This window comes from Pseudomonas sp. Je.1.5.c, from assembly GCF_051129895.1.
In the GTDB taxonomy this organism is placed as follows: Bacteria; Pseudomonadota; Gammaproteobacteria; order Pseudomonadales; family Pseudomonadaceae; genus Aquipseudomonas; species Aquipseudomonas urmiensis.
In genome coordinates this window covers 98,880-122,095 of record NZ_JBCPSP010000002.1, presented here as the reverse complement: position 1 = coordinate 122,095, position 23,216 = coordinate 98,880, and the positions used below count along the sequence as shown (strand labels likewise).

General features: G+C 62.7%; 15 protein-coding genes. 7 read left to right on the top strand and 8 right to left on the bottom strand.

Going from position 1 to position 23,216, the window contains the following annotated elements; genetic code table 11:
• Positions 1 to 129 precede the first annotated feature (129 nt).
• Positions 130 to 2,244: an ATP-binding protein gene (locus AAZU54_RS02460; protein ID WP_434726472.1), complete on the top strand. Its 2,115-nt coding sequence runs from the start codon at positions 130 to 132 to the stop codon at positions 2,242 to 2,244.
• On the opposite strand, the gene AAZU54_RS02455 is transcribed toward AAZU54_RS02460, so the two are convergent.
• Together AAZU54_RS02455 and AAZU54_RS02450 are read right to left on the bottom strand one after the other, a co-directional pair.
• Positions 2,234 to 3,859 carry an ATP-binding protein gene (locus tag AAZU54_RS02455; protein ID WP_434726471.1) on the bottom strand — a complete coding sequence of 542 codons (1,626 nt, stop codon included), beginning with the start codon at positions 3,857 to 3,859 and terminating at the stop codon, positions 2,234 to 2,236. The two genes, AAZU54_RS02460 and AAZU54_RS02455, sit on opposite strands and share 11 nt — an antisense overlap.
• Before the next feature lie 99 nt (positions 3,860 to 3,958).
• Positions 3,959 to 5,014, bottom strand: a complete 1,056-nt coding sequence (locus tag AAZU54_RS02450; RefSeq protein ID WP_186553435.1) for a tetratricopeptide repeat protein — start codon at positions 5,012 to 5,014, stop codon at positions 3,959 to 3,961.
• A gap of 605 nt (positions 5,015 to 5,619) precedes the next feature.
• Here AAZU54_RS02450 and AAZU54_RS02445 point away from each other — a divergent pair.
• The gene (locus tag AAZU54_RS02445) at positions 5,620 to 6,996 is read left to right on the top strand and encodes a hypothetical protein (RefSeq protein WP_186553434.1); all 1,377 of its coding nucleotides are present in this window, start codon (positions 5,620 to 5,622) and stop codon (positions 6,994 to 6,996) included.
• Positions 6,996 to 8,372, top strand: a complete 1,377-nt coding sequence (locus tag AAZU54_RS02440) for an aminotransferase class I/II-fold pyridoxal phosphate-dependent enzyme (RefSeq protein ID WP_434726470.1) — start codon at positions 6,996 to 6,998, stop codon at positions 8,370 to 8,372. The genes AAZU54_RS02445 and AAZU54_RS02440 overlap by 1 nt, the downstream gene beginning before the upstream one ends.
• A gap of 97 nt (positions 8,373 to 8,469) precedes the next feature.
• On the opposite strand, the gene AAZU54_RS02435 is transcribed toward AAZU54_RS02440, so the two are convergent.
• Genes AAZU54_RS02435 through AAZU54_RS02415 form a run of 5 tightly spaced genes read right to left on the bottom strand, consistent with a single transcriptional unit; the run spans position 8,470 to position 14,633 of the window.
• Entirely contained in the window at positions 8,470 to 10,209 is a 1,740-nt protein-coding gene (locus AAZU54_RS02435) for an acetyl/propionyl/methylcrotonyl-CoA carboxylase subunit alpha (RefSeq protein ID WP_434726469.1), read from the bottom strand.
• Complete coding sequence (locus AAZU54_RS02430) at positions 10,206 to 11,810, bottom strand: 5-oxoprolinase/urea amidolyase family protein (RefSeq protein ID WP_434726468.1); 1,605 nt, start codon at positions 11,808 to 11,810, stop codon at positions 10,206 to 10,208. Before AAZU54_RS02430 ends, AAZU54_RS02435 begins: the two co-directional genes overlap by 4 nt.
• A gap of 9 nt (positions 11,811 to 11,819) precedes the next feature.
• Positions 11,820 to 12,614, bottom strand: a complete 795-nt coding sequence (locus AAZU54_RS02425; protein WP_392468660.1) for a putative hydro-lyase — start codon at positions 12,612 to 12,614, stop codon at positions 11,820 to 11,822.
• 8 nt (positions 12,615 to 12,622) lie between these two features.
• The gene (locus AAZU54_RS02420; protein WP_186553429.1) at positions 12,623 to 13,381 is read right to left on the bottom strand and encodes a LamB/YcsF family protein; all 759 of its coding nucleotides are present in this window, start codon (positions 13,379 to 13,381) and stop codon (positions 12,623 to 12,625) included.
• Between the two features lie 19 nt (positions 13,382 to 13,400).
• Positions 13,401 to 14,633: an NRAMP family divalent metal transporter gene (locus AAZU54_RS02415; RefSeq protein ID WP_217838525.1), complete on the bottom strand. Its 1,233-nt coding sequence runs from the start codon at positions 14,631 to 14,633 to the stop codon at positions 13,401 to 13,403.
• 250 nt (positions 14,634 to 14,883) lie between these two features.
• Here AAZU54_RS02415 and AAZU54_RS02410 point away from each other — a divergent pair, with 250 nt between their 5' ends.
• From AAZU54_RS02410 to pgm, 4 genes are all read left to right on the top strand, one after another.
• Positions 14,884 to 15,549 carry a GntR family transcriptional regulator gene (locus AAZU54_RS02410; RefSeq protein WP_264234465.1) on the top strand — a complete coding sequence of 222 codons (666 nt, stop codon included), beginning with the start codon at positions 14,884 to 14,886 and terminating at the stop codon, positions 15,547 to 15,549.
• Positions 15,550 to 15,742: 193 nt separating this feature from the next.
• On the top strand, positions 15,743 to 17,395 hold the full coding sequence (locus AAZU54_RS02405; RefSeq protein ID WP_434726467.1) for a VRR-NUC domain-containing protein: 1,653 nt from the start codon (positions 15,743 to 15,745) through the stop codon (positions 17,393 to 17,395).
• Positions 17,392 to 19,653: an ATP-dependent DNA helicase gene (locus tag AAZU54_RS02400; protein ID WP_434726466.1), complete on the top strand. Its 2,262-nt coding sequence runs from the start codon at positions 17,392 to 17,394 to the stop codon at positions 19,651 to 19,653. Before AAZU54_RS02405 ends, AAZU54_RS02400 begins: the two co-directional genes overlap by 4 nt.
• A gap of 86 nt (positions 19,654 to 19,739) precedes the next feature.
• Positions 19,740 to 21,377, top strand: coding sequence for a phosphoglucomutase (alpha-D-glucose-1,6-bisphosphate-dependent) (gene pgm / locus AAZU54_RS02395; protein WP_434726465.1), 1,638 nt, complete (start codon positions 19,740 to 19,742; stop codon positions 21,375 to 21,377).
• Between the two features lie 67 nt (positions 21,378 to 21,444).
• Here the strand turns inward: pgm and AAZU54_RS02390 are convergent, their stop codons facing one another.
• Positions 21,445 to 23,214, bottom strand: a complete 1,770-nt coding sequence (locus tag AAZU54_RS02390; RefSeq protein WP_434726464.1) for an acyl-CoA dehydrogenase C-terminal domain-containing protein — start codon at positions 23,212 to 23,214, stop codon at positions 21,445 to 21,447.
• Positions 23,215 to 23,216: the final 2 nt, after the last annotated feature.

Genomic DNA, 23,216 nt, shown 5'->3' with positions numbered 1-23,216 from the left:
GGCACTGAGCACGATGCCATCGGTGTGATAGTGGCAATGTGCTAGCCTTGGGTCTATGCACGATTGAGGCGATTAAGGTCGGCTTAGTCAGTGGTTAACCAAATGTTGCAGTACGCCTTGTCCAGGCAGATGATGCTGGGCAGCCAGCCACGTCAAGGAATGAACAAATTGGTCGCGAAAGGTAAGTCATCCGAGCCTGGACTCCAGGTAATTAGCCTTACGCCAGCCGTCCCCTTTGCTGAAAGCATGGACAAGTCGATTAGCCAGTTCGACTGGAGCACAACATCCTTGGGGGCCTTACCCCAATGGCCGCCGGCCCTACGCATTGCCGTCGACATGATGCAGCATTCGCCGTTCCCCAGCGCACTGGCATGGGGTGCGGAGCTGACGGTGATCCATAACCAGGGGTATCGAGGCCTATTGTCGGCAAAACGGCAGACCTTGGGCTGTTCTTTCGATGCGTTGTGGAGCGACGAACACTGGCAGGTGATCGGCCCTTGTGTGTTCAAAGCGCTGCAAGGTCAGGCCAGTTTCGTTGAAGACACCCCCATTCGCATAGACCCTGGCAACGGCATGGGCCAAGCCTGGTATGCCTTCAGCTACACCCCCATCAGGGATGATCAGGGGGCAGTAGCGGGCGTACTGCATACGGTCATCGATACCACCGCGAGCATGGAGACCATTGGCCAGTGGCGAGAACTGGCGACAACCTTCGAAAAGCAGATCGCTCGCTACATGGCGGACCGAGACCACATCTGGCAGCTTTCGCGCGATGCCATGGTCATGCTCAAGCGCGACATGCGTCTGCACGCGGCCAATCCTGCGTGGCAGCAGATATTGGGTTGGAGTGAGGATGAAGTGGCGGGCATGCCGATCCTGGAGCTGGTGCATCCAGCCGACCGCCCGCAAATCCGTAGTGCGGTCCTGGATGTCCTGCATGGCAAAGGGGTCGAGCAGATCGAAACCCGGCTACGCCACAAAGAAGGGCATTACCGTTGGTTCAGCTGGAGCGGCAGGCTGGAAGGCGATGTGTTGACGGCGGTGGGGCGCGATATCAGCCAAGAGCGCGAAGACGCCATTCGCCAGAGTGAGATGCTCCTGCGCAACAGTCAGCGAATGCAAGCTGTAGGGCAGTTGGCGGGTGGTATGGCCCATGAGATGAATAACCTGTTGTCGGGTATCGGCGGTAGCCTTGAGCTGTTGCAACGGCGCTTGGCGCAAGGGCGTTTAGAGCGGGTCGACAACTATGTGCTATTGGCGCGTGATTCAGTCCAGCGGGCGATGACCCTCACCCATCGATTGTTGGCCTTTTCCAGAAGCCAACCACTGTCACCGGACAACGTGGATATCAACCGCTTGCTGGAAGCCGCCGAGCCGTTACTGCTGCAGGCACTGGGGCCGGAGATGCGCTTGCAGTGGCAATTGGATACGGCGCCATGGCCGGTCTATCTGGATGCCGCGCAATTGGAAAATGCATTGATCAATCTGTGCGCCAATTCCCGCGATGCCTGCCGGGACCGCGGCCAGCTGACGATTCGCAGTGTCAACCAGCGTCTGACGGGCTCGCAGGCCAGCGATAGCGGTTTGCCCAACGGCGATTATGTGACCATTCATGTCGAGGACAATGGCCATGGCATGTCGAGAGAAGACGTGACACGTGCGTTCGAACCGTTTTTCACCACCAAACCGGCTGGTCGAGGGGCGGGGCTTGGGTTGCCGATGGTCTACGGTTTTGTCAGGCAGTCTGGTGGCCACGCTTGGGTTGAATCGACCTTGGGTAAGGGCACCCGGGTGTCAATGATGTTTCCGCGTGGTGAGGCGTTGCCGGAACCAGAACAGACCTCAGCAGCGTTACCAGCAAGCACCGCACGTGGACGCGGCGAGCGCGTGCTGTTGATCGACGATGAGGCCAATCTACGCAATTTGATGAAAGAGGCATTGGCGGACTTTGGTTTTGATGTCAGCGATGCTACCGATGCCAATTCTGCTTTGGGGCAGTACCGGCTCGCTGGCACATTTGATTTGGTCATCACCGACATTGGGCTTCCGGGAGGATTCAGTGGACGTCAGGTAGCCAAGGCCATGCGTCTGCTCAACCCCGAACAGAAAATTCTATTCATTACCGGATTTACCGAACAACCCATAGAGCAGCAATTGCTCAGCCAGTCAGGAACTGCGCTGATGCTCAAGCCATTCACCCTGGAGAGCTTGGTAGAGCAGGCCCAACGCATGATTAGTTGTTAGCGCCGCTTGAGCGTTTGCCCAGCATCCCGGCAACCCTCTGTTGCAGGTGGTTGAGTTCAAACGGCTTGCAGATCAATTGCATGCCTGGCCCAAGAAAGTTTTCCCTGGCCATCGCCGTTTCTGCGTAACCGGTGATGAACAGCACAGGCAGGTCCGGGCGCAACTGCTGGGCAATTTCGGCCAATTGCCTGCCGTTCATTCCGGGGAGCCCGACATCACTGATCAGCAAGGCCAAGGGGCGAGGGGAGTGCAGCACGCGCAGCGCCTCGTTGGCGTTGCTCGCTACCTGGCAATCCAAGCCAACTTCGGCAAGTGCCTGGCACACCAGCAGGCGCACATGTTCGTCGTCTTCGACTATCAGCACATGCTGATCAGCCTTGGCAGTGGGGGCGGGTGGGTGATTGGCCTGGGCTTGAGGCTGCACATTGCCTGGATCGCGTGGCAGATACAGGTCAACTCTACTGCCTCGGCCAATTTCACTGTGCAGCGCTACGTGGCCATGCGACTGCTTACTGAAGCCATAGACCATCGACAACCCCATGCCGATGCCCTGGCCAACCGGTTTGGTGCTGAAAAACGGCTCAAAAGCCCGCTCCAGGGTGCTTTGCGACATCCCTTGGCCGTTATCGCTAATGCTGATGCGCAGATAATCACCGCGGGCCAGGCCTTCATGGGCCAAGCGTGCCTTGTCAACGCGCAGGTTGCTCGCCTCGATGGTCATTTCGCCGCCGCTGGGCATCGCCTCCGCAGCGTTGGTCAGTAGATTGTCCAACGCTTCGCGCAGCTGCTGATCATCCGCCTGCACCCGCCAGAGGTTCTTCGGCAGGCGTACTTGCACGTTGATTGCGCCGCCTAAGTCAGTCAATGGCATCGACTCGAGCAAGGCGCTCAGGTCGACACTGCGGCTGTCCAGTGATTGCCGGGAGGAAAACGCCAATAATCGATGGGTCAGGCGGGCGGCACGCGTAACGGCTTCCTGGCCCATGCGCAACACCCCGCCAAGCTTGTCGGTGCGGCCCTGTTGCAGGTACCGGTCAATTAACTCGAAGCTTCCGCCGATGCTGGTCAACAGATTATTGAAGTCGTGGGCAACGCCGCCGGCCAATTGACCAATGGCTTCCATCTTGCGCGTTTGGTGCAGTGCCTGGACTTCTTTTTGCCGCTGCTGTGTCTGATTGTGCAATTGCTGCTGCAACTCGAGCAATTGGTCGCGAGCAACGTACTGACGGCGTCGGGCACGAAGGGCCGATTGGCTGAGATTTAGTAGCTGGCAATCATCAAAAGGAAGCTGCAGCAACAGCAAGTTACCCAAGCGCTCTCGCGGTGGACCGGTGGTCGGCGAGTGGACATTGGCCAGCAACACAATGGGCAAGTCGGACCATTCAGGTTGGCCATCTATGAATTGATGCAAAGGCGACTTCTGATCGTCGGACAGGCTCTCTTCAGCGACGATTGCCAGGCCAACACCCTCAGACAGCCAGCCACACAAGCGCGCCAGATCGGTTGTACGTTGGCAGCCGATTCCTGCAGCCGCAAGCATTCTGCTGGTCTCTGCCCCCAGACGTGCTGGAGCCAAGATCAGTGCACGCTCGTCCAGTGACAACGAAGCGGCCAAGGCAGCTCTCCCGAAACAGTTGGCGGGTCGCAAGTGACCCTGCCAATATCCACTGGACCATGGCGCCGGGACTGGGGTTCAAACTGTTTCAGGATTTCTCTAAAGGCCTTGCTGGAGTATTGGATCATCCGGGTTTTGTCGCTCAAGTTCGGCCAGTAGCACCTGAACATTTTGCAACTGCCCGGTTTCTTTCCAGTATTGGATCAGCAATAGCCGCGCCTTGCGATTGGCCGGCTGTCGACTCAATACCGTCTCCAGCTGTTTTTGCGCGGCCTCAACCTGCTCCAACTGGTGCAGGGTTAGCGCCAGCGCATAGCGATAGTCGGGGTCGTCAGGCTGCAGTTCCACTGCGCGGGAGAACGCCAACAATGCGTACTCGTGCTGATCGTGGCGAGTCAGCCAGAGGCCTAGTTGGTGCTGCAGAAAAGCTGAGTCTGGCTGCAAGGCCAGGGCCTTGCCCAGCACCTGCCGAGAAGCATCGTGCTGACCCTGGCGCTCCAACAAACGAACTTGGGTGGCTAACGCCTCCAGACTCTCCGGCGACGCTTTCAGGCTGCGTTGCAGGGCTGCGTCAGCACGCTGGTAGTCGTGTTCGTGCAAATACAGGCGTGCCAGGTGGATTTGCGCGGCGGGATCTTCCGGTTGTGCTTCAAGTGCTTGCTGGAATTGGTCAAGGGCCTGTTGCAGTGGACCGAAGTACAGGCCAATCGCATCGGGATCCAGGCCCAGCAAGGCGTCCACTGCGGCAAAGCGAACACTCTGGTCATCGTCATCAAGCAGTGGCCCTAGCACCAGGCTGCGCTGCGTCGCGGGCAATAGCTGGCGAATGCTGGCAATGGCGGCGCGGCGCACCAGCGGTTCGTCGTGCTGCAGATCAAGCTTGGCCAGCTCCAGCGCTTTGGGTGAAGGGTAGTTGGCCAGTTCGGCATACAACGCCGCGCGACGAATGGGCGCCAGGTCGTTGCGCTGCAATTGCTGATAGAGCACACGGGCGGCGCCCGGTTGGCCGTTATGGGCCATGCGAAGGGCTTTGGCGTAGCTATGTGGCGGCAGGGTGGGTGCGGTAGGCGCCTCGCTGCGCGACAAATAGCCGATCACCACCGATACCAGAATCAGCAACAGCACGGCGATCAGGTAGTGACGGTGTCGGGGCATCGGCGAGTCCGTTGAGGCAGAGGGGCTGAGCTTGGGCGAGCTTGAGGTGAATTGCAATCTTGGGGAGGGTGTGTTGCGTGAAGGGCCGTAGCGCCAATGGCTCTCTGCAGCCGCAGGGCCGCTTGACCGACCACGACACGCTAAGTGATCAAGTATGCGGAGATGTATGCGTTTTTTCGGATGCTTCCTACATGTTTCGAAGTAACGGATTACGGTTGTTTGTGTTTTCGTAAGTTGCAAGTCTACTTTTTCTATTTGTGCGTTTGTTTTGTTCGGTCAATTTTATGGGCAGATCCTTGGTTGTTCCTTGCTGAATGGTTTTTTTACCGAGATCTGTATCTTTTATTCGTCGGGCAAGGATTGATAATGGCCCGGTGATAGTCAGCTCCGGGGAGCGCTGAATGAGCATGCACGTCGATATGCAGCAGGGTAGAGGGCGGTTGAGGGCGATGGTGGTGCGGATTTTTTTCAATGGTTTGGCGGCAGTAAGTTGTCACTTGCCTGGCTCCTAAATAGATGTAAGAAATGTCCGATAAGCGGGAAGCTAACTTGATTTTGCGCGCTATTTAGTGGTGAGCAGAAGTCCTCGAAAGGAAGGGGTGCCCATGAGTGATATTCATGACCAAGCCATGCAATACATTTATCAGCAAGTGCTGGAGCGCTTGTTGAAGCATATGTCCCAGGCCCAGCGTGCATCTATGCAGTTATTGATCCAACGACTGCTAGTGGCGGCTGGAGGCGTTGAGTACATTGGCCAGTTTCAGTTGCTAGTGGTGCACGGGGAGGACCGACGAAGCGCCCATTTGCTAGCCTGCTTGCGTGCTGCGCAGTTGACCATCGCCTTGCGTGCGCCTGCCACCTTTCGACTGCGCGTGGTGGTCGCCGCGCTGCCGGCCATCAGCCAGAAGACTCTGATCAACCACGAGCGCAGCTTCGGCAAACTGTTTATGCAAGATGATGCGCGGGTGGAGTTGCTGATGATCGAAGGGCAAGCGGTGGTGCCCTTTCGCGTCCGCCCAACGATGTCGATAGAGACTTGGGCGCAATCGCGCCAAGCGTTGTTGGTTTTTGGCCACCTGACCGCAGGCCAGCCTGAAGCCATGTTCGGTAGCCGCCTGCACCTGCAGCTGGCCAATGCTTTTTGCCTGGTGCTGGAGAATAGTCAAGGTGCGAGCGCCCTGATCACGCTCATCCCTGAGCGCCAGCGCCTGCTCTATCTGGCGTGGAGTCGGCGCTGCCTGCGTCTGGCGGGGGAGTCGGGCCTGCATGGCACGTATCTGAATCTGGCGACGCTGGCTGAGGCGCTTGGCTGGCTGCAAGCATTGGCAGACGCACCTTTGGACGCCCCCCGCAGCCCTGCGACCATGGCAAATCCAGACAGCCCACTGCGGGTGATCGCGGTGGACGACTTGCTGCAGGACAGGCTCGACGACAGCCAGTTGCAGCAGATGCTCGGCGTGCACCTCGAACCTTCCAGGCCCCAGGCAGCCCTGATGGCTTACTTTGATCTTGACGCATTGCTGCACCTGCGCCAATTGCGCGGCCGTCAGCAGCGCAAGAGGCACAAAGAAGGGCGCCTGGGGCTGGCGGTGCGCGATCGTGCTCATTCCACGCAGGCGAATGACTCGGCCCAGGCGCGCTTTCTGAACCTGGCCGGGTTGACCGAGCAGCAGTTGGTTTGCCTGATTCATGCCCCGTTCGCCGATCATGGGTGCGGGCTTGAGGGTTTCGTTGAGTATTGCCATCCCGGTATGCGGGTCGCCTTGCCCTATCTGCATCGGGCCTTGCAGGGCAAAACCTGCCCAGAGCCGGTGCAGCAGTGGTTGATGGATATCAGCGGTCTGAGTTTGGCGCAGCTCAAGGCAATCTATGCCCGGCGCATGGGCCAGCCGGCCAGACGCGTAGTGGCCAATCTGGCGCGACGTGACCTGGCCCTGCGTCTGCAAACGAGCGCTAGAGCGGTGCCTCAGGTCGCGACCTGATGAGCCGGTCGGCCCGTGGTGAGTTCGCCTACCAGACGGTTTATCGCTATCTTGAGCGCTTGATTGGTGAAGCAGACCGCAACGGTGAGGGGCGTTTGCCCTCGCTACGCGATTTGGCACGTCGTCTGCGCGTGTCGCTGGCGACGGTGCAAAGTGCCTACAGCCTGCTCGAGCATGAGGGGCGGGTACGTTCAGTGCCCAAGTCGGGTTATTTCGTACGTGCTTGTCTGAAGGACGAAGCTCAGGCGGCTAACCCACGCCCGCAGCCGTTGTCGGCATTGCACGTGCCGCTGTCTTGTTCAGCTGCGCTGGAACGCGCGTTGCTGCTGCAGGAGCGTCGCTTGTCGCGCCAAAGCGCGTGCGAAGAAAGTGGACTACGGCGAGCGGTGGGGGGCGCGCAACTGCGTAACGCGCTGGCGGCGCGCTATACCCGCTCTTCGCGCCTGTGCTGGAGCGCAGAGGATGTGCACCTGGCCACCGACGTCCAAGCACTGCTGCAAACCCTGCTCTGCGCCTTGCACCTGCGTGGCGCCACAGCGCTGGTCGCATCGCCCTGTTGCTGGCGACTGCTGCGCGGGTTGCAGTTGGCCGGCCTGCGTGTGCTGGAGGTTCCGCTGGACGCCGAGTGTGGCTTGGACCTGGAGGTATTTTCGCGGCTGTTGGCGCGTGAACCGGTGCGACTGGTGGTCATGCCTGCGTACCTGAGCTTGCCGACCGGGCGGCTGGTGACTGAGCTTGAACAACGCAAGATTGCCGCGCTGCTGGCTGAGCATCCGGCCTGGTTGCTGGAGAACGACCTAGACAGTGAGCTGTGCTTCGCGGCGCCCGCGAACCGACGCCTGCGCGATTGGCTAGAGCCTAAGGGCGTGCTGGTGCTGGGGTCGTTGGAAGCTGCCGTGGGGGCCGAGGCACCCTATGCCTTTGTCTTGTGCCGACATGCAGGCGTCGCTGAAAAGTTTGCCCAGCGAGGTTTTTTGCTGCCGCCGCTGCGCCAGCAGGCGTTGGCCCAGTTGTACGTGAAAGGCGAGGTGGATTGCCATCTGGCGCCCTTGCGCAGGGAACGCGAGGCGCGCATGCAATTGCTCTGTCAGCAGGTCCAGCTGCATTTGGGTGAACGGGTGGGTTTTTGTATGCCGCAGGGAGGGCAGGCATTGTGGGTACGCTTGCACCAGCCGTTGGCCAGTAATCGTGCATTTGAGGTACTGGCGGGCAGCGACCTGCTGATTGTCCCCGGTGATCGGTTCAGTTTGCAGGGGCGCTTTCATCAGTGCCTGTTGTTGGTCTGGGAGGGCAGCAACGAGCAAAACCTGCAGCATGCGCTCCGCCTGCTCGACCATGTGTTGCAAGAGCAAGTGCCTCCAGAAGATCAAGGGTGAACGTCAGGCTGGCGCGCAGTGGTGTTCACCTGAATGCGGCGCGGCAACCGGGTTGCTACCCAGCTACCGTGCACGTTACGCAGATTTTGCCCGGGCCTCAGTCTGGCGCTTGGATACGGCCAATCACCGACCTGGCTTCAAAGTAGGCGCCAGGCTGCTGGCCAATCTGCAACTGACCTGCACAGGGTGCGAGGATGGACGTCTCCATTTTCATCGCTTCCATCACCGCCACCACTTGCCCAGCCTGCACCGCTTCACCGTTGGCAACGAGCCAGGTATGCAGGTTGCCCGCAACCGGGGTGATTATCGCCTGTGGGTCTAAGGGTTCCACCTGGGCTTGGCCAATTGTGCTCTGTGCGGCCGAGTTCAGGCTCAAACCGCCTAGAAGCGCCGCTGGCAAGCCCAGTTGGTGACGCTTGCCGTCAATCTCGACGAAGCTGCGCAGCACGCCGGGGTCGGCAGCATTGGCACTGCGCGGGGCAATTGCTAGCTGATCGGCGAAGTCGGTCTCGATCCAACGGGTGTGCACCGCGAAGGTATCGGCGGCGGTGAAATCGGCATGCGCCATCACCGCCTGATGGAACGGCAGCACGGTGGCGACGCCCTCCACCTCGAACTCGGCCAAGGCGCGCCGGGCACGGGCGATGGCTTGCTCGCGGGTCGCGCCAGTCACGATCAGCTTGGCGATCATCGAATCGAAATTGGGCGAAACCCGTGAGCCCTCGACCACCCCGCTATCCACACGCACGCCAGGTCCGGAGGGCGGCTGGAAGCGGGTGATGGCGCCGGGTGTTGGCAAAAAGCCGTTGCCGGCATCTTCGGCGTTGATGCGAAACTCAAAGCTGTGGCCGCGCGGAACTGGCGTATCGCTGAACGACAGCGCCAGCCCTTGGGCAACGCGTAGCTGCTCGATGACCAGGTCGATACCACTGGTTTCTTCGCTGACCGGGTGCTCCACCTGCAAACGCGTGTTGACCTCCAGGAACGACAGCGTGCCATCGCCGCTGAGCAGGAATTCCACCGTACCGGCGCCGACATAACCGGCCTCGGCGCAGATGTCGCGCGCCGAGGCATGGATGCGCTGGCGCAGCTCATCTGTCAGATACGGCGCAGGCGCCTCTTCGATCAGTTTCTGGTTACGTCGCTGCAGCGAGCAGTCCCGGGTGCCGACCACCACCACCCGGCCGTGGCGATCGGCGATGATCTGCGCCTCGATGTGCCGAGGGCGATCGAGGAAGCGCTCGACGAAGCACTCGCCACGACCGAAGGCGGCAACCGCTTCGCGCACCGCCGACTCATACAGCTCGCTGACTTCTTCGAGCTTCCACGCCACCTTGAGGCCACGCCCACCACCGCCGAACGCGGCCTTGATGGCAATCGGCAGGCCGTGCTGCTGGGCGAACGCGACAACTTCGCTGGCATCCTTGACCGGGTCTTCAGTGCCGGCCACCAGGGGCGCGCCGACTTTCAGGGCAATGCGCCGAGCCTGCACCTTGTCGCCCAGTGCATCGATGGTGCTGGGGTCTGGGCCGATCCAGGTCAGGCCTGCGGCGATCACCGCACGGGCGAAGTCGGCGCGTTCAGAGAGAAACCCATAACCGGGATGCACGGCGTCGGCGCCGGCACGTGCCGCCACCGCCAGCAGCTTGTCGATGTTCAGGTAGCTGTCGGCGGGCCGTTGGCCCTCCAGCGCATAAGCCTCGTCGGCCTGACGGACATGCAGCGCATCGATATCGGCATCGGCGTACACCGCCACCGATGCCACCCCATAGTCGCGGCAAGCGCGGGCGATACGGACGGCGATTTCGCCGCGGTTGGCAATCAGAACCTTTTTCATCGCTGTTGGATCTCGTCAGAAAGGGCAGGGCACACGGGCTCGAACGCGCCCAGCGGGTTGAAGCGAATACGTGCGTTGACTGGAATTTGCCCGGCCAGGTCCAGGTGATAGGGCGCAACCACGCCGATTACCGGGTAGCCGCCGGTCAACGGATGGTCAGCCAAGAACAGCACCGGCTGGCCACTGGGCGGCACCTGGATGGCGCCGACGCTGGTGCCTTCGCTGGGCAGTTCGCCATCGATGGCACGCGCCAAGGGCTGCGCGCCGGCCAGGCGGATACCGATCCGGTTCGATTGCGGCGTGACCTGCCACAGCTGTTCGGCCAGCAGCGTCTGCGCGTGGGGCGTGAACCAATCGCTGCGCGGACCCATCAGTACATCCAGGGTGATGACCTGGTCGGCGCGCGGCATCGCGAACGGCGCTTGCTCGCTGAGCGACACGGCGGCGCCGCCACTGCGCTGCCGGAAGCCCAGGCGAGTTCCCGCCGCCAGTGGCGCGGGGCCAACCTGGGCGAGGGTGTCGGTAGACAGGCTGCCTAGCACTGGCGGGTGATCGAAACCGCCGCGAATGGCCAGGTAATTGCGCAGGCCAGCCGTAGGCGCGTCGATGCTCAGTTGATCGCCATCGTGCAAGGCAAAGGGCATGTACAGCTGCGGTTGCAGCAGTTGGCCGTCAGCTGTGCGCACTTGCAGCGCCGCTGTAGCGCCGGTAACGGCGACCACTGCCTGGCCATGGCAAATGAGCTTCAGGCCGCCCATGAGGATTTCCAGGCAGGCGCTTGCCGCAGCGTTGCCCACGGCCTGGTTGGCGGCGCGCAAGGCGCCCCTGTCCATCGCCCCCGAAGCCGATACGCCTTGTCCGGCGAGGCCTGGGCGGCCAAGGTCTTGCAACAGCGTTTGCAGCCCAGGCGAGACAATCTCCAAGGCCTGGCCAACGGCGGGCGCTGTCACTTGAGGGGTGGCTACGGCAACCGAGACCCGCGCCGCTGGCCGCGGTCCGGCATCGTGAAAGCGCACGCGATAGCCCGGCTGGAGCAAAGCCGGCTGCTCGCGCTGCAAATCCCACATCTTCTGCTCGGTGATGCCGATGATCTGCCAGCCACCGGGGCTGGCTTGCGGATAAACACCACTGAAACCGCCGGCCAGGGCTACGGCTCCGGCAGGAATGCGGGTACGTGGGGTGCTGCGCCGCGGCACGACGAATTCGGCGCCGCCGCTGAGGTAGGCAAAGCCTGGGGCGAAGCCGCAGAAGGCGACGTTGTAATCGCTGCCGGTATGGCGGCGGATCACCTCCTCGACACTGATATCCAGCGCCCGCGCCACCTCTTCGAGGTCTTCGCCATTGTAGTGCACGGCAATCTCAACCAGCTTGCCGGCCGCGCGCGTTTGGCCGTGCAGCTGGCGCGAGGCAATTCGTGCGGCCAGCGCCTCGCGGCTGAGGCTCAAGGGGCAAAAGTGCACGAGCAGCGTGCGCGCTGCCGGAATGATCTCGCTCACGCCGACGATGGGCTCATGCTGGAGCGAGTCGAACAAGACCAGGGTCTCGTCCAGGTTCGCCAATTCAACCAAGAGCGCGTCCAGGCTGACCGGATAGAAACGCATGCTCCACTCCTATACGTGGTAGTAGCTGTCGGCAATGTCGGTAATGAACATGTGCCCGGGTGCATGGGAGATGGCAAACGGCACCTTGGAGGCCATCACCACCGCCTGCGGTGTTACCCCACACGCCCAGAACACCGGGATCTCGCCGGGTTTGAGGGTGACCGCGTCGCCAAAGTCGGGACGCGTCAGATCGTCGATGCCGAGCAGAGCCGGTTCGCCCACATGTACCGGCGCGCCATGCACGCCGGGATAGCGCGCGGTGATCCTGGCCGCATCCGCCACGCGCTCGGCAGCGATCGGACGCATCGATACCACCATTTCGCCATGCAGGCGCCCGGCGGGGCGGCACAGCTTGTTGGTGCGGTACATCGGCACGTTGCAGCCTTGGCTGATGTGGCGCACGTCGATGCCGGCGTTGATCAGGTCGGCCTCGAAGGTGAAGCTGCAACCGATCAGGAAGCTGACCAGATCGTCGTGTTGCGCCCACTGCTCGCGGACATCGCTGACTTCCTCGGCCAGTTGGCCGTCGCGCCAGACCCGGTAGGCGGGCAGGTCGGTCCGCAGGTCGGCGCCCTCGGCCAGAAACGTGCTGTAGCTGCCAGGCTCGGTGACATCGAGCACCGGACAGGCTTGCGGGTTGCGTTGGGCAAACAGTAGAAAGTCGTAGGCCCATTCGCGGGGCAGGGTAATCATGTTGGCCTGGGTCAACCCAGGCGCCTGGCCGGCGCTCGGTGCTACCAGCCCTGCGCGATAACGGGCGCGGGCGTCGACGGCGGCTTGGCGGGCCTGCTGCAATGGCGTCATGGTCAACCTCAGGAAAATGCGCGGAGTGTGACGCCTGCTTCGAGCAGGCGGGTTTTCAGGTCGCGGGCGATGTTCACGGCATCGGGGCTGTCGCCATGCACACAGATCGACTCGGCTTGCAGGCTGATCACCTGGCCGTCCTCGGCTTCGATCACACCTTCACGCACCAGGCGCAGCATGCGCTGGGCGATCAGTTCAGGGTCGTGCAGCACAGCGCCCGGTCGCGAGCGTGACACCAGCGTGCCCTGGGCGGTGTAGGCGCGGTCGGCGAAGGCCTCGGCGACACACGCAAGGCCCGCCTCGCCGGCCCAGTCCAGTAGCGGCGAGTTGGCCAGGCACACCAGTTTCAGTTGCGGATCGATCCGCAGTACGGCCTGGATCACCGCGTCTGCCTGGGTGCGGTCATGGGCGATGGTGTTGTACAGCGCACCATGCGGTTTGACATAGCTGACCCGGGTGCCGGCGCTGCGCGCCAGGCCCATGAGCGCGCCAATCTGGTAGATGACATCGGCGCGCAGTTGCTCGGCAGGGATATCCATGTTGCGCCGGCCAAAACCGACCAGGTCCGGGTAGGCCACGTGGGCGCCGATGGCTACGCCGCGCGCTGCGGCGGTCTCCAGCGTGTGCAGGATGCCCAGCGGGTCGCCGGCATGAAAGCCACAGGCGACGTTGGCGCTGCTGACCACTTCGAGGATCGCCGCATCGTCGCCCATGCTCCAGGCGCCGAAGCTCTCCCCCAAGTCGCTGTTCAGATCAATGGAACGCATGTTGAAGTCTCCGCGGTAATCAGGCTGCGTTGATAAAGGCAAAGATGGCACCTGCCGACTTGAATGCCATGAACCACGACAACAGGCAGGTCACCACGCCCAGCACCAGCAGCCAGCGAGGGTAGTGATAGCCTTCCATCAGGTCGGCGCGACGCCAGCCAACGTACATGAAAATGCTCAGGCCCAGCGGCAGGATCAAGCCATTGAAGCCGCCGGCGAACACCAGCAGCGCCGCAGGTGGCTTGCCCAGCATCATGTACAGGACCAAGGCGATCAGGATGAACGCCACCGTGCTCAGGTTGCGTACGCGTTCATCTATACGCTTGGAGAACACCGTGATGAACGACATCGAGGTGTATGAGGCGCCGATCACGCTGCTGATCCCGGCCGCCCACAGCACCAAGCCGAAGGCCATCATGCCGATGTCGCCGGCAGCGGCTTTGAACGCTTGCGCAGCCGGGTTGGCGCCTTGGCCGGAAACGTCGATGACCACGCCGCTGGCGACCACCCCAAGCACGGCCAGGAACAGTACGTAACGGGCAATGCCGGTGACCAGAATGCCGGTCAGCGCAGCCTTGGACACCACCTCGATGTTCTGCACCCCGACCACGCCGCGATCGAGCAGGCGGTGCGCACCGGCATAGGTGATGTAGCCACCGACGGTGCCACCGACGATGGTGGTGATCGAGGCGAAGTCGATGAAGTCAGGCCAGACCGCCTGGCGCAGTGCCTCGCCCAACGGCGGGTGGGTGGCGAAGGCGGCGAACACGATCAGGCCGACTTTCAGCGTGCCGAGCACCATCATGATGCGGTCCATGGCAATCCCTGCGCGGTGCGAGGAGAAGATCGCAATGGCCACCAGCGCACTGAACGCGCCACCCCATTTGGGATCGAGACCCGTCAGGGCGTTCAGGCCCAGGCCGGCGCCGGCGATGTTGCCCAGGCTGAACACCAGGCCACCGAACACCACCAGTACCGTGAGCAGATAACCGCTGCCGGGAATGGCGGTATTGGCCAGTTCCGCGGCGCGCATGCGGGTCAGGGTAACGATGCGCCAGACGTTCAGCTGCACGACGAAATCGATCAGGATCGAGGCCAGGATACCAAAGGCAAACGCAGCACCCAGGGTGGCGGTAAAGGTGGTGGTCTGGGTGAGGAAGCCTGGCCCGATGGCGGAAGTCGCCATCATGAAGATCGCGGCAATCAGCGAAGACCGTCGCGCCTTGGTGAAGTCATGAGCGAGCTGTGTCACGGCATCATTCCTACAATGAGAGGTGCTTGGGTAGAGCAATGTGCATGCCAAGCTCAAATAAAACCGCTGAAATGTAGGTGTGCCAAGACCAAATTGTTCAACAATGTCATGATGATGGCTGATCAATATGCACCGGATTGTAACAATTTCCGCTGGCGGTGTTACCTAATGGAGCAGCCGTGACGCTGCGTCTTGCCAAGCACAAGGTGCTGATGGAACATCTGCACGGTTATCTCCTTCTGGATTGCTTATGAACGACGCTGCTTGTTCCCTGCCACGCACGCTGGGCGAGTCCATCACCCAGGAAGTCCGCAGAATGCTGGTGGAAGGCGAGCTGGTGCCCGGCCAGCGCCTGTCCGAAGCAGCGCTGGCCGAGAGCCTGCAGATTTCCCGCAATACCTTGCGTGAGGCCTTCCGTGTGCTGACCCGCGAGGGCCTGCTCAAGCACGAGCCCAACCGTGGCGTAACTGTGGCCGAGCCAGACATGGCGTCGATCATCGACATCTATCGGGTGCGCCGTTTCATCGAGTGCAAGGCCATTGCCCAGGGCTTTCCCATGCACCCAGGCACCCTGCAGATGCGCGAGGCGGTCGAGGCCGGCATGCGTGCACGCGAGGCCAAGGACTGGGTAGCGGTCGGCACCGCCAACATGATGTTCCACAAGGGCATCGTCGAGCTGGCTGACAGCCCGCGGATGGTGGTGTTCTACGGGCAGATCGCGGCTGAGTTGCGCCTGGCCTTCGGCGTGCTCAACGATCCGGAGTTTCTCCACCTGCCTTATGTCGATATGAATGCGTCGATCTTGCGTTGTGTCGAGGAAGGCCGGCCCGATGAGGCCACGGCAATGCTCGATGCCTACCTGGTGCAGTCGGAACGCATCGTGCTGGCGGCTTACGAGCGCAGTCGAAATCGCTAGCCCCTGGCCCGGATAATCTGCGCCACTCGTCGGCTGTTGCCAGTGCCAGTCGACGAGTAGCAAAGGCATGCAGCACAGGCAGGGCGGGCCTTTGCCGCTGCTCGCTGGCGTTAGGTGGCCGGGCGCAGCGCTTGCCAGACACGGATATCTGTATGTATAACCAGTGTTCGTTGCCGCTGCCCGACCTCGTACCGTGATCGCTCATTCTGTCGATGACCCCCTCTATTATCTGCATAACTTCCGTCAGGTCCTGGCGTGGGTAGCTTTGCGCTATGCCGATCTGCTCGACGACCACGAGCAGGCGTTCATCAGCGCGTTCGAGCAGTTGCAGCAGCCTGCCCAGGCGCTGTTGGTGCGCATGGTCATGCGCAAGGGCGAGCTGTTTCGCAGCGACAAACTCGACTATGTCGAGATCGGTGACAGTCACTGCGCCTTGCAGCCGTTGACGGCGTTGGGCTGGGTCAGCACGCAGGCGCCCTTGTCGCTGGAGCAACTGTTCAGCGTGCTGCGCAAGGAGGAGCTGGTGCAGTGCTTCGCTGGGCAACTGAGCCGCCCGCGTGCGGCCAAGCCGGATCTGCTGGCGCAGTTGCAGGCCTTGTCATTACCCCCCAGGCCTTTCGCGCAGTGGTTTGCCGACAGCCCCGTGCAGATTATTCACTGGCGCCTGCAACCCTTGTGCGACCGCTTGCGCTTGTTGTTCTTCGGCAATCTCTACCAGGACTGGTCGGATTTCGTCCTGGCCGACCTGGGCATGCTGCGTTTTGAAAAGGTCCCGTTCAGCGATGACAGCCGAGCGCTGCGCCAACGCGCCGAGATCGACCTGGCCATGGCCTTGCACCAGTGTGCCGAGCGGTTGGAGCAGGGCGAGGCGCCCGCTCTGCTGCTGGCCACGCTTGAGGGCCTGCACAGCGACAACCCCTGGCTGGCGCGGCGCCGCTCGCGGGTGCTGTTCAGCATCGGCCAGCAGTGCGAACGCCTGGCCGAGTGGGACTTGGCGCTGAAGGTCTATGGCCAAAGCCGCCACCCTGAGGCGCGGATTCGCCAGGTGCGGGTATTGGAGCGCAGCGAACAGTGGGCGCAGGCCAAGAGACTGGCCGAGCAGATGGCCGCAGCGCCCGACAACGCCCATGAGGTGCAGGCGCTGGCGCGCATGCTGCCGCGCCTGACGCGCAAGTTGGGCGGGCCACCCGCCGCCAGGCGCCGCGCGTCCGTGGTCACGCCGATCGAGCTGCAACTACCCGTAGAGATGGCCGAACTTGGGGTCGAAGAGGCCGTGCGCGTGCATTTGGCGCAGCAAGGTGGACAGGTTCATTACGTGGAGAACACGCTGCTCAACAGCTTGTTCGGCCTGCTCTGCTGGGAGGCGATCTTCGCCCCGGTGCCGGGGGCATTCTTTCACCCGTTTCAAATGGCCCCTCAGGACCTGCACGACGAAGATTTTCAGCAGCGGCGCAGTGCCCTGTTCGAGGCCTGCCTGGCGCGCCTGGATGATGGCAGCCATGCCCAGGCCATCCTGGCCTGCTTTGCCGCCAAGCAGGGGCTGCAGTCACCGTTCGTGTTCTGGCAGATGCTCACCCCGCAGTTGCTCGAGCAGGCGCTGGCCTGTGTGCCTGCCGCGCACCTCAAGCAGTGCTTCATGCGCTTGTTGCAGGACATCCGCAGCAACCGCGCCGGCATGCCGGATCTGATTCAGTTCTGGCCTGAGCAGGGGCGTTACCTGATGGTCGAGGTCAAGGGGCCGGGGGATCGCTTGCAGGACAACCAGCTGCGCTGGCTTGAGTTCTGTCGTGAGCACGGTCTGCCGGTCGCCGTCTGCCACGTGCGTTGGCGTGAGGCGCTGGCATGAGCTACAGCGTGGCGGTGCGTGCGTTGTGCGAGTTCAGCGCCAAGGTCGGTGATCTGGACTTGCGCTTCACCCCGTCGCCCACCGCCCAGGAAGGCATCGCCGGGCATCGGCGAGTGGTGGCGCGGCGCGCTGACGATTACCAGGCGGAAGTCGCCCTCGAAGGTCACTATGAAAGCTTGCGCGTGCGCGGGCGTGCCGACGGCTATGACCCGCAGCTCAATCGCCTGGAAGAGATCAAGACCCACCGCGGTGAGCTGGCCCGGCAACCCGACAACCACCGCCAACTGCACTGGGCCCAGGCCAAGGTCTACGCCTGGCTGCTGTGTCAGGCGCGGCAACTCGCAGAGGTCGAGGTGGCGCTGGTCTACCTGGATGTCGACAGCGATCGGCAAACCGTGATCAGCGAGCAGCACACGGCGGCAGAGTTGCAGCGCTTCTTTGCGCTTCAGTGCCAACGTTTTCTGGCCTGGGCGCAGATGCAGGAACAGCGCCTCGCCGAGCGTGACCAGGGCTTGCAGGCGTTGAGCTTCCCCTATCCGCAGTTTCGCCAGGGCCAACGCCAATTGGCCGAGACCCTGTACAAGGCGGTGAGTACCGGCCGCTGCCTGATGGCCCAGGCCAGTACCGGCATCGGCAAGACCCTTGGCACGCTGTTCCCGCTCCTCAAAGCGATGGCGCCGCAGCGCCTCGACAAGCTGTATTTTCTGACGGCCAAGACGCCCGGCCGGGCGCTGGCACTCGATGCCCTGCGCCAGATCGACCAGGCCACGCCCCAGCCAGCTTTGCGTACGTTGGAACTGATCGCCCGCGACAAGGCCTGCGAGCACCCCGGCAGCGCCTGCCATGGCGAGTCCTGCCCATTGGCTAAGGGGTTCTACGACCGCCTGCCTGGCGCACGCGAGGCGGCTGGGGCGCGGCCATTGCTCGATCGCCAGGCGCTGCGTGAGGTGGCCCTGGAACATCACGTGTGCCCTTACTACCTGGGCCAGGAGATGGCGCGCTGGGCTGATGTGCTGATCGCCGACTACAACTACTACTTCGATGCTCACGCCTTGCTGTTTGGCCTGGCCCAAGCCAACCAGTGGCGGGTATCGGTGCTGGTGGACGAGGCGCATAACCTGGTCGAGCGGGGGCGAGGCATGTACAGCGCCAGCCTGGATCAAGGCCAGCTGCAGGCGTTGCGCCAGAGCAAGCCTGAAGGGTTGGTCAGCGCGCTGGATCGGCTGAACCGCCAGTGGAACGCCCTGTACAAAGACCAGCATGCGCCGTACCAGGCCAGCGAGCGGTTGCCCGATGGCTTGCTCAGCGCGTTGCAGCAGTGCATTGGCTTGATTCAAGAGCGCCTGAACCAGGCGCCTGCGCAAGTCGACCCGCTGCTGTTGCAGTTCTTCTATCAGGCCTTGCAGTTCAGCCGCGTGGCGGAGCTGTTCGATGAGCATTTCATCTTCGACATCAGCCTGCGCAATGGCCCGCGCAAGCGGCGCCTGGCCACCTTGTGCCTGCGCAATGTGGTGCCGGCACGCTTGCTTGGCCCGCGCATGAGTGCCGCGCGCAGTGTCACGTTGTTTTCCGCCACCCTCAGCCCACGGCATTTCTATGCCGACCTGCTGGGCATGCCCGGTGACACTGCTTGGCTTGAGGTCGCGGCGCCGTTCAAGGCAGAGCAACTGGATGTACGCATTGTCAGCCAAGTGTCGACCCGCTATCAGCACAGGCAGGCTTCGCTGGCGCCGATCGTCGAATTGATCGCCGAGCAGTATCGCAACCGGCCGGGTAACTACCTGGCATTTTTCAGCAGCTTTGAATACCTGCAGCAGGTCGCCGGGCTGCTGGCCGAACGTTACCCTGAGCTGCCGCGCTGGGAGCAGGCGGCGGGTATGGATGAAGCCGCGCGCGAGGCATTTCTCGCGCGTTTTGTGCCAGACGGGCAGGGCATCGGTTTTGCCGTGCTGGGCGGGGCGTTCGGCGAAGGGGTGGATTTACCGGGCACGCGCCTGATCGGCGCCTTTGTCGCTACCCTCGGCCTACCTCAGGTCAACCCGATCAATGAGCAGTTCAAACAACGCCTGGGTCGTCAGTTTGGCGCGGGGTTCGACTACGCCTACCTGTACCCGGGCGTGCGCAAGGTGATCCAGGCCGCCGGGCGGGTTATCCGCGGTGATGACGACCGTGGCGTGCTGCTGCTGATCGACGAGCGCTTCGCCGAGCCACGGGTGCAGCAGATGTTTCCCGCCTGGTGGCAGACGGCCAGTCAATAATCCCCGCTCGGCCCATCGCACGGCGTTGCAACTCCCAGTACACTGCGCGTTCAAACACCTACATTCGTTGAACTCGAGGTTCTTGCATGACGCTCAGTCCTTTGGCAGGCAAGTTGGCTCCGGCCAGCGTACTGGTTGATATTCCCCGCCTGCTGACCGCCTACTACACCGGCCGCCCTGATGCGTCCGTGGTTGCCCAGCGGGTTGCCTTCGGCACCTCCGGGCACCGGGGGACCTCCCTTGAGCTGAGCTTCAACGAGGACCACGTGCTGGCCATCACCCAGGCGATCTGCCTGTATCGCCAGGCCCAGGGCATCGATGGTCCGCTGTTCATTGGCGCCGACACCCATGCACTGTCCGCACCGGCTGCGGCCAGTGCCCTGCAAGTGCTGGCGGCCAATGGTGTGCAGGTGATGCTGTCCAAGGACGACGAGTACACCCCGACCCCGGCGGTGTCCCACGCCATTCTCTGCTACAACCGTGGCCGCCAGGCTGGCCTGGCCGACGGCATCGTCATCACCCCATCGCACAACCCACCACAAAGCGGCGGCTTCAAGTACAACCCGCCCAACGGCGGCCCTGCGGACAGCGACGTGACCAAGTGGGTCGAGGCCAAGGCCAACGAACTGCTGGCTGCAGGCCTGGCCGGGGTCAAGCGCATGGACTACGCCCAGGCCCTCAAGGCGCCGACCACCCAGCGTCATGACTATGTCGGCAACTATGTCGCGGACCTGGCCAACGTCATCGACTTCGACGTCATCCGCGCCGCCAACCTGCGCCTGGGCGTCGACCCGCTGGGTGGTGCCGGGGTGCGTTACTGGCAGGCGATCGCCGAGCACTACCAGCTGAATCTGGAAGTGGTCAACACCGAGGTCGACCCGACCTTCCGCTTCATGACCGTCGACTGGGACGGGCAGATTCGCATGGACCCATCCTCGCCTTACGCCATGCAGGGCCTGATCGGCCTGCGTGAGCGCTTCGACGTGGCCTTCGCCTGTGACCCGGACCACGACCGCCATGGCATCGTCACCGCCGATGGCTTGTTGGCGCCGAACAACTACCTGGCGGTGACCATCGACTACCTGTTCCGTAACCGCCCGCAGTGGCGCAGTGATGCGGCAGTGGGCAAGACCGTGGTCAGCAGCGGCTTGATCGACCGCGTCACCGCGCAGCTGGGGCGCACCCTGTACGAAGTGCCAGTGGGCTTCAAGTATTTCGCCCAGGGGCTGTTCGACGGCTCGCTGGGCTTCGGCGGCGAGGAGAGTGCCGGCGCGTCGTTCTTGCGTCGGGATGGCTCGGTGTGGGCTACCGACAAGGACGGGCTGATCCCTGCGTTGCTGGCGGCGGAGATGACCGCGCGCACTGGGCGTAACCCGAGCCAGGCCTACGCTGACCTGACCGAGGCACTGGGCAAGCCCTTTGCCACGCGGGTCGAGGCCAAGGCCGATGCGCGGCAGAAAGCCCTGCTGAGCAAGTTGGCGCCGGAGCAGGTCAAGTCAACCGAGCTTGCCGGTGAGCCGATCGAGCAGGTCTTGAGCCATGCGCCGGGCAATGGCCAGGCCATCGGTGGGCTGAAGGTGATGACCCGCAATGGCTGGTTTGCGGCGCGGCCATCGGGCACCGAGGACATCTACAAAATCTACGCCGAGAGTTTTGTCGACGAGGCGCACCTGCAGCGGCTGGTTGAAGAAGCTCAGGCGTTGGTGGATGCGGCCATTGCCTGATTGAGCGGTTTGTCGATTCCGGCCCTATCGCTGCGACGTGTCGCGCGATAAGGCCGGATGATTCAACCTAGAACTGGCCTGCCTCCATCCCATACAAACTCGAACTCCCCGCCCGCACACTGGCCTCCAGCGCCAACCCCCGCGGCAAGATTCGTTCGAAGAAGAACGCCGCACAGGCAAGCTTGGCCCCGCAGAACTCGGCATCTTCAGCCAATTTGGCCTGCGCTACCGCGGCCATCCGCGCCCACATGTAGGCATAGGCCGTCAGCCCAAACAGGTGCAGGTATTCCACCGCCGTGGCACTGATCAGGTTGGCGTCGCTGGCCACCCCGGCCAGCAACCAGCGGGTGGTGTTCTCCAGTCGCACCAAGGCCTCGAGCAACGCTTCGCGATGCACGGGCGCATCGACCGCGAACGCGCGAATTTCGGCGGCAAAGGCTGCTAGCCCCTGGCCGCCATCGGCCACCACCTTGCGCCCCAGCAGATCCAGCGCCTGGATACCATTGGTGCCTTCATAGATCTGGGCAATGCGCACATCGCGCACCAACTGCTCCTGACCCCACTCGCGAATGTAGCCATGGCCGCCGAACACCTGCTGGCCGAGCACGCAGCTCTCCAGGCCGTTGTCGGTGAAGAAGGCCTTGGCCACTGGCGTCAGCAGGGCGACCAGGCGCTGGGCATGCTCACGCTCACCGGCATCCTCGGCATAACGCGCCAGGTCCAGCTGCTGGCCCACGTAAGTGGCAAAGGCGCGACCGCCTTCGGTGAGGCTGCGCATGGTCAACAGCATGCGCCGCACATCGCCATGGGCGATGATCGGGTCGGCGATCCGCTGCTGGGCTTGCGCGCCGCTGGCGGCGCGGCTTTGCAGGCGCTCGTTGGCGTAGCGTGCGGCGTTCTGGTAGGACGCCTCGGCGCAGCCAATGCCCTGGATGCCAATCGACAGGCGCTCGTAGTTCATCATGGTGAACATCGCCGCCAGGCCCTTGTTCGGCTCGCCTACCAGAAAGCCGGTGGCGGCATCGAAGTTCATCACGCAGGTGGCCGAGGCCTTGATGCCCATCTTGTGCTCGATCGAGCCGCAGTGAGCGCCATTGCGTGCGCCTAGGCTGCCATCGGCCTCGGGCAAGAACTTGGGCACCAGAAACAGTGAAATACCTTTGGCGCCTGCGGGGGCGTCGGGCAATTTCGCCAGGACCAGGTGGACGATGTTTTCAGTCAGGTCCTGCTCGCCGCCGGTGATGAAGATCTTGCTGCCGCTGATCTGGTAGCTGCCATCGGCCTGCGGTTCGGCGCGGGTGCGGATCAGCCCCAGGTCGGTGCCGGCGTGGGGTTCGGTCAGGCACATGGTGCCGGCCCATTGGCCGCTGTACAGCTTTGGCAGGTAAGCGGCCTTGAGCGCTTCGCTGGCATGCGCATCGATCGCCAGGCAGCTCCCGGCACTCAAGGCCGAATACAGGCTGAAGCTGCTGTCGGCGGCGTACATCATCTCTTCGAACAGCACCCCGAGCATCTTCGGCATGCCCATGCCGTCATAGTCAGGATTACCGCCCAAGCCGACCCAGCCGCCTTCGCGGTAGGTGTGCCAACTCTCGCGAAAGCCGTCTGGGGTGCTGACCTGGCCCGCATCGAAGCGCACCCCTTGCTCATCGCCGTTGCGGCTGAGCGGGGCGATCAATTGGCCGGTGATCTTCGCCGCCTCTTCGAGGATGGCGTCGGCGGTGTCGGCATCGACCCGCTCGGCCAGGGCCGGCAGGCGCGCCCACAGGGCAGGGCCATGGAACACGTCATGAAGCACGAAGCGCATGTCGCGCAGTGGAGCGTTGTAGTCGGTCATAT

What these genes read in the sequence shown, in the direction of transcription:
- AAZU54_RS02460 (WP_434726472.1), top strand. Translation starts at nt 130, where the DNA reads ATGATGCTGGGCAGCCAGCCACGTCAAGGAATGAACAAATTGGTCGCG.
- AAZU54_RS02450 (WP_186553435.1), bottom strand. Translation starts at nt 5,014, where the DNA reads ATGCCCCGACACCGTCACTACCTGATCGCCGTGCTGTTGCTGATTCTG.
- AAZU54_RS02445 (WP_186553434.1), top strand. Translation starts at nt 5,620, where the DNA reads ATGAGTGATATTCATGACCAAGCCATGCAATACATTTATCAGCAAGTG.
- AAZU54_RS02440 (WP_434726470.1), top strand. Translation starts at nt 6,996, where the DNA reads ATGAGCCGGTCGGCCCGTGGTGAGTTCGCCTACCAGACGGTTTATCGC.
- AAZU54_RS02435 (WP_434726469.1), bottom strand. Translation starts at nt 10,209, where the DNA reads ATGAAAAAGGTTCTGATTGCCAACCGCGGCGAAATCGCCGTCCGTATC.
- AAZU54_RS02430 (WP_434726468.1), bottom strand. Translation starts at nt 11,810, where the DNA reads ATGCGTTTCTATCCGGTCAGCCTGGACGCGCTCTTGGTTGAATTGGCG.
- AAZU54_RS02425 (WP_392468660.1), bottom strand. Translation starts at nt 12,614, where the DNA reads ATGACGCCATTGCAGCAGGCCCGCCAAGCCGCCGTCGACGCCCGCGCC.
- AAZU54_RS02420 (WP_186553429.1), bottom strand. Translation starts at nt 13,381, where the DNA reads ATGCGTTCCATTGATCTGAACAGCGACTTGGGGGAGAGCTTCGGCGCC.
- AAZU54_RS02410 (WP_264234465.1), top strand. Translation starts at nt 14,884, where the DNA reads ATGAACGACGCTGCTTGTTCCCTGCCACGCACGCTGGGCGAGTCCATC.
- AAZU54_RS02400 (WP_434726466.1), top strand. Translation starts at nt 17,392, where the DNA reads ATGAGCTACAGCGTGGCGGTGCGTGCGTTGTGCGAGTTCAGCGCCAAG.
- pgm (WP_434726465.1), top strand. Translation starts at nt 19,740, where the DNA reads ATGACGCTCAGTCCTTTGGCAGGCAAGTTGGCTCCGGCCAGCGTACTG.
- AAZU54_RS02390 (WP_434726464.1), bottom strand. Translation starts at nt 23,214, where the DNA reads ATGACCGACTACAACGCTCCACTGCGCGACATGCGCTTCGTGCTTCAT.